The organism is Neisseria sp. P0021.S006 (assembly GCF_051956895.1).
This window is the reverse complement of record NZ_JBQCWZ010000729.1, coordinates 1-701: the sequence shown is the minus strand read 5'-3', so window position 1 is coordinate 701 and position 701 is coordinate 1. Positions and strand designations below refer to the sequence as shown.

At 49.1% G+C, this 701-nt stretch carries 1 protein-coding gene; it reads right to left on the bottom strand.

Annotation, left to right across the window (positions count from 1 at the left end; all coding sequences use genetic code 11):
• On the bottom strand, window positions 1-701 hold a 701-nt coding region (locus tag ACTHUM_RS16745; protein WP_440403520.1), incomplete at both ends, for a Slam-dependent surface lipoprotein.

Sequence of the window (701 nt, the reverse complement as noted above, 5' to 3'; positions counted from 1 at the left end):
GCTGACAGGTGTCAAACTTGTATCCGTCGTATTGCGGTCGTCATCATTCTTCACGCCGCCGAACACGGTATCCAACGATTTATCGGCATCAAAGGTAACTTTACCGCCTATACTGACTTCTGTTTTATCGCCGTTAAATTGACCAAAGAATTTCCCTTCGACTTTGCCGTTTTTACCATCGGATTCGGCAGTGCCTGAGAAATCAACGCCGTTGATGCCTACATCTTTCATCACAACGTCCGGACCGTAATCAGCATTACCTAAAATCGTGCCGCCGAGTTTGTTGGTGTTGAAATTGGCTGTCAGCAGTGAAAGTTTGGGCGTGTTTTTTTCAGACGACCCGGAGGATTTGCCCGGATCGTAGGTTGAGGTAACGATATTGCCGTTGCGGACGCGGACAGCCCAAACTTCGTATGTAGTCTTGCCTTTTGCCACTGTACTGTCTGACGGAGTGTAATAAGACGGTTTCGCCGTTCCGACGGGTTTGCCGCCGATAAACAGGTCTGCCGTGCCGTCTGCATTTATCCATGCGCCGAATTTGAGGTGGTCCTGTTTGGTTGCCGGTGCATAGGTGAATTGTCCCGAACTACTGCAACAGACAAACAGTTTGCCACCTTCAGATAAAGGTTGTCCTTCATGGCGTGTACGAAGGGCATAAGACGGGCTGGAATATGATGGGACAATCGGATCAGAATATGAAC